Genomic DNA, 8,225 nt, shown 5'->3' with positions numbered 1-8,225 from the left:
CGGCGCGGCCCGCGCCGCCGCCACCGCGGGCCGGGCGCTGCCGCTGCTCGCGCTGGTCACGGCCGCCGCGCTGGGCTCCTACGCACTCACCGTGGACGCCACGGTACGGACCGGACTGGCCGACGGGGCCTGGCGTACGGTCGGCGCCGACGCCCGCCTGGACGTGGCCCCGAGCGCCGAGAAGACCACCGCCGAGGTCGCCCGCCGCCTCGCCGCCGAGCCGGGTGTCCGGCACGTGGTCGCCGCCCGGGTCACCGGCACCGAGCGCATCGTCACCGACGAGACCACGGTCTCCCCGGTCCTGGTCGCCGTCGACGCCGCCGCCTTCCGCGAGCTGCTCGCCGGCACCCCGCTGCCCGGCGAACCCGCCCTGGACCGGCTCACCGCACCGGCGGCGGGCGGGGTCCCCGCGCTGGTCCGCTCCGGCGACGGCAGCCTGCGGCCCGGCATCGGCCTGGAGCTGCTGCGTGACGGCGCGCCGGCGGTCCGGCTCACCGCGGTCGGCGCCGCCCCCGCGGTCAACAACCTGCCGGACGTGGTCGTGGTGGACGCCGCGGCCATCGCCGCCGCCGGGGCCGAGCTCACCCCGAACACGATCTGGCTGACCGGGCCGGGCGCCGAGCGGGCGGCCTCCGCGAGCGGGGTCGCGGCGGACACCGTGCTGCGTTCCGGCGTACTGGACTCGCGCCGGCAGGCGCCCCTGGTCGCCGGGCTGCTCACGCTGGCCCGGGCGACCGCGGCGGTGCTGCTCGTGCTGGGCCTGCTGGGTCTCGCCCTGGGCGCGGCCGCGAGCGCACCGCAGCGCTGGCAGACCCTGACCCGGCTGCGCACCCTCGGTCTGCGCCCGCGCGACGCCCGCCTGGTCGCCGCCGGCGAACTGCTGCCGGCCGTCCTAGTGGCCGCGGCCGGCGGCACGCTGCTCGGCGCCCTGCTGGCCCGGGTGACGCTGGGCCCACTGATGCTGCGGCTGCTCACCGCGCAGACCACCGGCCCGGTGGTGGTCCCGCCGTGGCCGCTGCTCGCCGCGACGGCCGCGGCGCTGCTCGCGGCGGTCGCCGTGGTGGTGCCGGTCGAGTCGGCGCTGCGGCGCCGCCGACGGCTGGGCGAGGTGCTGCGCGCCGGGGAGTAGGAAACGGCAGGATGGCGGCATGGGTATGGATCTCAGCGCCGCCACCTCGTTCGTGGTCAACCACGGGCGGATCCTGGAACGACGCCGTCTCGCGCACCGGTCCGGCCGGACGTCACCGGAGAGCGTGCTGGCCGCGCTCGACGCCTACCGCAACCCGGACGGCGGTTACGGGTGGGCGCTGGAACCGGACCTGCGGTCGGCGACCAGCCAGCCGGTGGCAGCCATGCACGCCCTGGAGGTGCTGGCGGACATCCGCGACACCACCGGCCCGCAGGCCCCGCACCTGTGCGACTGGCTCGCCAAGCACACGCTCGCCGACGGCGGCATGCCGTTCAGCCTGCCGTTCAGCGACACCACCGGCAGCGCGGCGCACTGGATCGGCGCCGATGCCACGGTGTCGTCGCTGCAGATGACCACGCAGCTGGCCGCGCACGCGCACCGGCTGGCCCGGCACCGCACGGACGTGGCCCGGCACCCGTGGCTGGCGGCCGCGACGGAGTACTGCCTGGACACCATCGAGCGGACCACCGAGGCGCCACAGGCCTACGAGCTGATGTTCGCGATGCGGTTCCTCGACGCGGTGGCCCCGAGCACGCCCCGGGCGCGCCCGCTGCTCGACCGGTTCGTCTCGTTCGTCCGGGTGGACGGGCCGACCCCGGTGGCCGGGGGCGCCGACGGCGAGGTGCTCCACCCGCTGGACTTCACGCCGGAGCCGGACGCGCCGTCGCGCGCGCTGTTCAGCCCGGACGCGGTCGCGGCCGACCTGGAGCGGCTCGCCGGGCAGCAGCAGGAGGACGGCGGCTGGCCGATCACGTTCGCACCGGTGAGCCCGGCAGCGGTCCTGGAGTGGCGGGGTTACGCCACCGTCCAGGCGATCGCGGTGCTGTGCCGACGATGATCCCCCGGATTCGTGCCACGCTGCGATGAGGGGCCGACTACGGGCGGTCGATGATCGGCAATGTGTCCACCGACACCGAGATCGAAGGGATCCACCGTGAAACTGAACCGCCTTGCCGCTGTCGCGACGGCCGCCACCCTGACCTTCGCCGGGGTGGCCGTGGCCGGCCCCGCCGAGGCGGCCCCCCGCAAGCCCGGCGTGGTCGTCGACTACGCGTACCACACGATCAAGCAGAAGCCGAAGACGATCCGCCCGTACAAGGACGTCTTCTACAGCAACGTCCGCTGGACCTCGCTGACCAAGACCACCGGTTCCGCGACCGCCACCCGCAACGTGAACACCTGCGTGCCGAGCTGCGCCGAGGGCAACTACAAGAAGACCAAGGTCAAGCTCAAGTTCAACCGGGTCCGGCTCTCCGACTGCCGCAAGGTCTTCAGCCGGGTCAAGGTCACGGTCATCAAGACCAAGAAGACGTACGCCCACCCGCTCCCGGTCTTCGCCGCCTCGGACTGCTGAAACCGTCCCGCGAAAAGCCGGCCCGCCTCCACGGCGGGCCGGCTTTTTTGATCGTCTAGGGTCTCCGCCATGTCGATCCAGCAGCTGCTCGCGCTCGCCCCGGCTCCCGGTCAGGGGGTCGACGTCGCGCACCCGCGGGACTTCCCGGCCCTCGAGGCCGAGCTCGGGCTGACGCTGCCGGCCGACTTCAAGGAACTGCTGGTCAGCTACGGGACCGGCCGGTTCCTGGACTACCTGCTGCCGTACCCGGTCGCCGGGTCCGGGATGACGCTGCGGCTGAACACGCTGCTGCTCGAAGGGCACGAGTTCTCCCGGGCGATGTTCCCGGAGTGGTACCCCTACCCGATCTACCCGGAGGCGGGCGGCCTGCTGCTGTGGGGCGGCACCCAGCACGGCCACAACCTGTGCTGGCTGACCGAGGGCGAGCCGGACGAGTGGCCGGTGATCGTCTGGCAGCCGGACGACAACGAGTACCACCGGTACGACGGCAACGCCGTCGCGTTCCTCACCGACTGGCTGCGCGGCGCCCTGCCGCAGGCCCTGCCCTCACCCGCGCCGGGCGCCGCCGTCTGGTTCGAGCCGGCCCGCGACCTGGCCGAGCTGCACGTCTTCCTCGACGGCGGCGCCGGCGACTTCGCGGAGCGCGCCGAGTCGCTGCGCCGCCGGTTCGGCACCGTGCAGAGCCGCGGCTCCACCGCGCACGGCGAGCACTACGAGGACCGGTTCGCCACGACACAGAGCTGGCGGGTCACCTACAGCCAGTCGCCGCAGGAGCGCCGGGTCCGCATCGCCTTCCCGGCCGGGGAGCAGGACGCCGCGCGGGCTGCCGTGCTCGCCGCGGTCTCCGGCGTGGGGCACCGGGTCCGGCACATCGAGACCGGCCGGAGCGCCTGACCGCCGCTCACACCGCCGTGGACAGGCAGAACGGGTGGCCGGCCGGGTCGAGCAGGACCCGCCAGCGGTCGGGCTGCGGCTGGAAATCGGGCTTGGTGGCACCGATCCCGAGCACCGCGGCCTCCCCGGCGTCCAGGTCGTCGACGCCGAACTCCAGGTGTGCCTGCTTCGGCACGTCGGCCGCCGGCCAGGTCGGCGGCACGTACTTGTCGACCTTGACGAAGCCCAGGCCGGTGGGGCCCGGCTCGCCGAGGTAGACGAACTCGTCGCTGCTGTAGCTGATCTCCAGCCCGAGCAGCCTGGCGTAGAAGCCGGCCAGGGCGGCCGGGTCGTCGCAGTCCAGCGAGAAACCTGCGTAACGGGCGAGTGCGGACACGTCGTGCTCCTTCGTCGGTGGGCTTCCCGGCTCACCCTGCCAGCGGTGACTGACATCTTCTGTCAGTCATGTGTGGCAGTCTTCCGGGCATGCGCGCGAGCCGTCTCCTCTCCCTGCTGCTGCTGTTGCAGGATCGCGGGCGGCTGACCGCGCAGCAGATCGCCGCCGAGCTGGAAGTGTCGGTCCGCACCGTCTACCGCGACGTCGAGGCGCTCTGCGAGGCGGGCGTCCCGGTCTACGCGGAGCTCGGCGCGGGCGGCGGCTACCAGCTGCTCGACGGTTACCGCACCCGGCTCACCGGGCTCACCCCGCAGGAGGCCGGCTCGATCTTCCTGGCCGGCGTGCCGGACGCGGCCGCCGAGCTGGGCCTGGGCGCCGTGCTGGCGACCGCCGAGCTGAAACTGCGCGCCGCCCTGCCGGCCCGGCTCAACCGGCACGTCGGCGAGATCCGCGACCGGTTCCACCTCGATCCGGCGGGCTGGTTCCGGGAGACCGAGACCCACCCGCACCTGTCGGCGCTGGCCGCGGCGGTGTGGGAGCGGCGGCGGTGCCGGATGCGGTATCAGCGGTGGAAGACGCCGCGTGAGGTGGAGCGGGTGATGGAGCCGCTCGGCATCGTGCTCAAGGCCGGGGTCTGGTATTTCGTGGCCGGCGTCGACGGCGACCTGCGGACCTACCGGGTGGCGACGATCCTCGATCTGGAGGTCCTCGACGAGACGTTCGAGCGGCCGGAGGATTTCGACCTGGCGCGGACCTGGGCGCGGTGGGCGGCCGACTTCGAGCGCCGGCTGCACCGTGACGTCGCCACGGTGCGGCTGGCGCCGGCGGCGCTGGACCGTATCCCCTACCTGATGACCCGGGCGATGGCCCGCGACGTGCGCGAGAACCTGGGCGAGCCGGGTCCGGACGGGTGGACCACGGTGACCCTGCCGATCGAGTCGGTCAAGCACGCGCATGCCGAATTCCTGCGGCTGGGCGCCGACGTGGAGGTGCTGGAACCGGCGGAGCTGCGCGATCTCATGCGGGAGAGCGCCGCGGCGATGGTGCGGATCTATACCCAGTAGATCTGGGACAGAAATCGTCTGACGTTGATGGTATGACTCTTCCGTCTCCGAACGGGACGGAGACGGAAGAGGAGATCATGCAGAGGCGAGCTTTCGCTGCGATGCTGAGCGTTCTGGCTGTCATCGCATCCATCCTGGTGTCGCCCAGGGCCGCGCAGGCGGCTCCGTTGGAGCTGCCCGGCGGCAAGAAGAACTGGGTCGTCTCGGTCGGCGGCCTGGATGACGGCCGGGGTTCGACGAACTGGGTTCGGCTCGGTTACTACGTCTTCGACGAGCAGGCCGGCACAGTCGCCACCAACTTCTGGTCGTGGACGATGAGCGCGAACCCGATGCGGGTCGAAACGGTGAAGGCGGATTGCGACGGCACCGTTCCGCATTGCAACGTCCGGACCGTCGAGGACTTCACCGGCAGCCCGACGGGCGGATTCACCGGCAGCTACGAGATCGTTTCCGGCAAGGTCGTGGTGACCTGGACGGCGGATCTCGCCGGCAACGCCAAGAACCTCAGAGAGACGTGGGATCTCGAGGCCGGGCTCGCGGGTGGTGGCCTGGCTCGCATCTCCAGCCCGACGTACTACAACAACACCGGCACGACCAACAAGCCGGACGCGGTGGCCCCGGCTGCAGGCGAATTCAGCAACTACAGTGCGACCTTCGGTATCGGCTACGGGAGCAACGCCTCGCTCGACTCGGCCAGCCGGGTGAGCATGAGTGAGCTCCTGACCGACAGCCGATACAACTCGGAGCGCTACCGGGGCACGTTCGTCCGGGTCGCCCAGGATCAGCTCGGCCGTGAGTGGGCCGGCGGCAACTTCACCTTCAGCGGCAATCAGGGTGACAACGTCGCCAACCCGTGGCAGAAGTGCGCCGACGCCGAGTGCCTGGGATTCGTGCAGCACAACACCAGCTGTTCGCCCGGCATCGAGCGGGACCGGGCGCGATACATCGCCCAGATCGGCGGCGGGCGACGCAACACCGAGGAGTACTGGTGCATGTCGCTGGCGCAGGGTGCGGACTGCTACAAGATGAACTCCCACCCGCGACCGCTGCTGCAGATCATCGACGATTCCGGCAAGTTCCACGGTTGGGTCGGTGCTGAGGCGTTCACGCATGTGCAGAACCAGGGCACTTCGCCGAGCGGCATCTGGGGCAATTACTACTGGGGTGTCTTCGACACGGTGAGCCGTGAACTGAACTCGCGGAACCCGGATGTGTGGGCCGGTGCTCAGTCGGTGCCCACTTTCAAACTGACCTACGGCAAGAGCATCACCACCGGATATCTGGCATGGGGTGCCGACAACAGTCTGCAGTTCGTGGGACGCAACCGCGTGGTCAGCGGGTGCCGTTTCGTCGAACTGGTCGCGACCAAGGCGGACCAGACGAAGCAGACCTACCGATCCGATCCGTTGTGCCCGGCGCATGAACCAGGAGATGGGACCAAGGTCTTCGAAAACGCGTTCACAGCCGGTGTGACCAGCGTTCTGGTCACCTACTTCGTGTCCGAGGACGGCGGAGCGAGTTATGTGGCCACGAGGGCGGCGAACTGCTTGCCGGGACAGGTCTGCACGAACGCTGACGTGAGCGGCTTCCGGCTCGCCTACGGCGCCAGCGTGGCCGGCGGCGCGATCACGTGGCTTGGGGATGCCGTCTCGTTCGCCGGCAACAACCACGTCGCCAGCGGCTGCCGCTTCGTCGAGTTCGTGGCGACCGGCGCTGACGGCTCGGTCGTTCGGGCCTCCTCCAGCAGGTACTGCGTGGCCGGCGGGGACCGCGCCTTCGGGCCTCAGCTGATCAACGTGGCCGGCGCCACCGGTGTCCGGGTCAACTACTGGATCTCGGACAACAGTGCCCCCTACACCATCGCCCGATCGGCGAACTGCACGCGGAGCGGCTGCGTCGCGGTCTAGCAGTGGACAGCCGGGCGTGGCGGCGGATCAGCCGTTGCGCCCGGCCAGTTCGCGGCGTGACGTCACGCCGAGCTTCGTGAAAATCTTGCGCAGGTGCCACTCGACCGTGCGCGGGCTGAGGAACAGCACCGCCCCGATCTCCGGGTTCGTCCGGCCCGCCGCGGCCAGCCGGGCGATCTGCGCCTCCTGGGCGGTGAGCTCCTCGCGTACCCCGAGGGTGCGTTTGCGGACCGTCTCACCGGTTGCCATCAGCTCGCGGCCGGCGCGCTCCGCGAAGCCTTCCGCGCCCATCGCGGCGAACGCGTCGTACGCCGCCCGCAGTTGTTCGCGGGCGTCACCGCGCCGGTTCTCCCGGCGCAACCACTCGCCGTAGAGCAGGCGGGCCCGTGCCGCCGGGACCACCAGCCGGCTCCCGGCCAGCTGGTCGACGGCTTCCCGATAGTTCTCGCCGGCCTGCGTGGCCGGCCCGGCCAGCGCGTCCGCCAGCGCTCGCGTGCCGCGGGCCCACCCCGTGTCGACGCCCCGGGTCAGCTCCGTGAGCACCTCGCGCGCCTGGGCCGCGGCGGCCGTGTCGCCGGTCCGGCCGGCCGCCTCGACCAGCTCGCTGAGCGCCCGCTGGCGCACCGCAAGCTCGTCGTGCTCCACCGCGAACCGGACCGCTTCGAGGGCGGCCGGATAGTTGCCGAGCCCGTTGTGCAGCACCGCCCGGCTGTACCCGGTGACGCTGAGCAGCCAGCCCTGGCCGCTGGCCTGGGCGTCGGCGGCCAGCGCCTCGATCTGTTCCAGGGCCGGTTCGGCCTGGCCGCGGTGGGCGGCCAGGATGACGGCGGCGGCCGGGTGCGCGGACGGCCCGGCGTAGGCGAGCGCGGCCGCCTCGTCGATCAGGTCGGACGCGTCGGCGAACCGGCCGGCGTAGACCAGCGCGGTGGCCCGGAAGGTCAGCGCGGTCGGCAGCAGCGACAGCGCCCCGCTGTCCCGGGCCGAGGTGACGGCCTTCTCGGTGCGCGCGAGGAACGCCTCGTCGTCCCAGATCTCGTGGACGAGCATCCCGGAGAGCCAGACCAGGTCCACGTCGCCGTCCGCGGCGGTCACCTCGACGGCCCGCCGGAACCGCGGCACCGCGGCCTCGTGCCCCTCCCGGTGCCAGGTGATCAGGCTGCTCAGGACCTGCCCGGCCGGCTCGTCGCCGGCTGGGACCGCGGCGGCGGCGTCGAACGCGTGCGCCAGGTCGTCCCGGCCGAACCGCCCGGCGTTGAGCGCCGCGCCGATCGCCGACAGGTAGGTCTCCCGGGCGGCCGCCGGGTCGAGCGTCTCCAGCCGGCGCGCCGCGGCCAGCAGCGGCGGCACCGCGGCCCGTCGCGTCGTGTGCGCCTCACCGCCGAAGGTCCAGCGCATCTCGAGATGCCAGGTGGCGATGCCGGCAGGCGCGGCCACGAAGACC

7 protein-coding genes are annotated in these 8,225 nt (G+C 72.2%); 5 read left to right on the top strand and 2 right to left on the bottom strand.

Going from position 1 to position 8,225, the window contains the following annotated elements; genetic code table 11:
- The 4 genes from AB0F81_RS49220 to AB0F81_RS49205 form a co-directional block, all read left to right on the top strand.
- The coding region (locus tag AB0F81_RS49220) for an FtsX-like permease family protein (protein ID WP_360211036.1) at positions 1 to 1,129 on the top strand (1,129 nt) is incomplete at its 5' end.
- Positions 1,130 to 1,148: 19 nt separating this feature from the next.
- On the top strand, positions 1,149 to 2,027 hold the full coding sequence (locus tag AB0F81_RS49215) for a hypothetical protein (RefSeq protein WP_360211034.1): 879 nt from the start codon (positions 1,149 to 1,151) through the stop codon (positions 2,025 to 2,027).
- Positions 2,028 to 2,123: 96 nt separating this feature from the next.
- The gene (locus AB0F81_RS49210) at positions 2,124 to 2,543 is read left to right on the top strand and encodes a hypothetical protein (RefSeq protein WP_360211032.1); all 420 of its coding nucleotides are present in this window, start codon (positions 2,124 to 2,126) and stop codon (positions 2,541 to 2,543) included.
- A 69-nt stretch (positions 2,544 to 2,612) separates the two neighbouring features.
- On the top strand, positions 2,613 to 3,437 hold the full coding sequence (locus tag AB0F81_RS49205; protein ID WP_360211030.1) for an SMI1/KNR4 family protein: 825 nt from the start codon (positions 2,613 to 2,615) through the stop codon (positions 3,435 to 3,437).
- A gap of 7 nt (positions 3,438 to 3,444) precedes the next feature.
- On the opposite strand, the gene AB0F81_RS49200 is transcribed toward AB0F81_RS49205, so the two are convergent.
- Entirely contained in the window at positions 3,445 to 3,813 is a 369-nt protein-coding gene (locus tag AB0F81_RS49200) for a VOC family protein (RefSeq protein WP_360211028.1), read from the bottom strand.
- Positions 3,814 to 3,902: 89 nt separating this feature from the next.
- Between AB0F81_RS49200 and AB0F81_RS49195 the strand changes: the two genes are divergently transcribed.
- Positions 3,903 to 4,877, top strand: coding sequence for a YafY family protein (locus AB0F81_RS49195; protein ID WP_360211026.1), 975 nt, complete (start codon positions 3,903 to 3,905; stop codon positions 4,875 to 4,877).
- 1,934 nt (positions 4,878 to 6,811) lie between these two features.
- On the opposite strand, the gene AB0F81_RS49190 is transcribed toward AB0F81_RS49195, so the two are convergent.
- On the bottom strand, positions 6,812 to 8,225 hold a 1,414-nt coding region (locus AB0F81_RS49190; RefSeq protein ID WP_360211024.1), incomplete at its 5' end, for a LuxR C-terminal-related transcriptional regulator.

Source organism: Actinoplanes sp. NPDC024001, from assembly GCF_040638955.1.
Taxonomy (GTDB): domain Bacteria; phylum Actinomycetota; class Actinomycetes; order Mycobacteriales; family Micromonosporaceae; genus Actinoplanes.
This window is presented reverse-complemented; position numbering and strand designations above follow the sequence as displayed.

Bases quoted from the DNA above. Each gene is read 5' to 3' on its own strand.
- AB0F81_RS49215 (WP_360211034.1), top strand. From the start codon at position 1,149: ATGGGTATGGATCTCAGCGCCGCCACCTCGTTCGTGGTCAACCACGGG.
- AB0F81_RS49205 (WP_360211030.1), top strand. From the start codon at position 2,613: ATGTCGATCCAGCAGCTGCTCGCGCTCGCCCCGGCTCCCGGTCAGGGG.
- AB0F81_RS49195 (WP_360211026.1), top strand. From the start codon at position 3,903: ATGCGCGCGAGCCGTCTCCTCTCCCTGCTGCTGCTGTTGCAGGATCGC.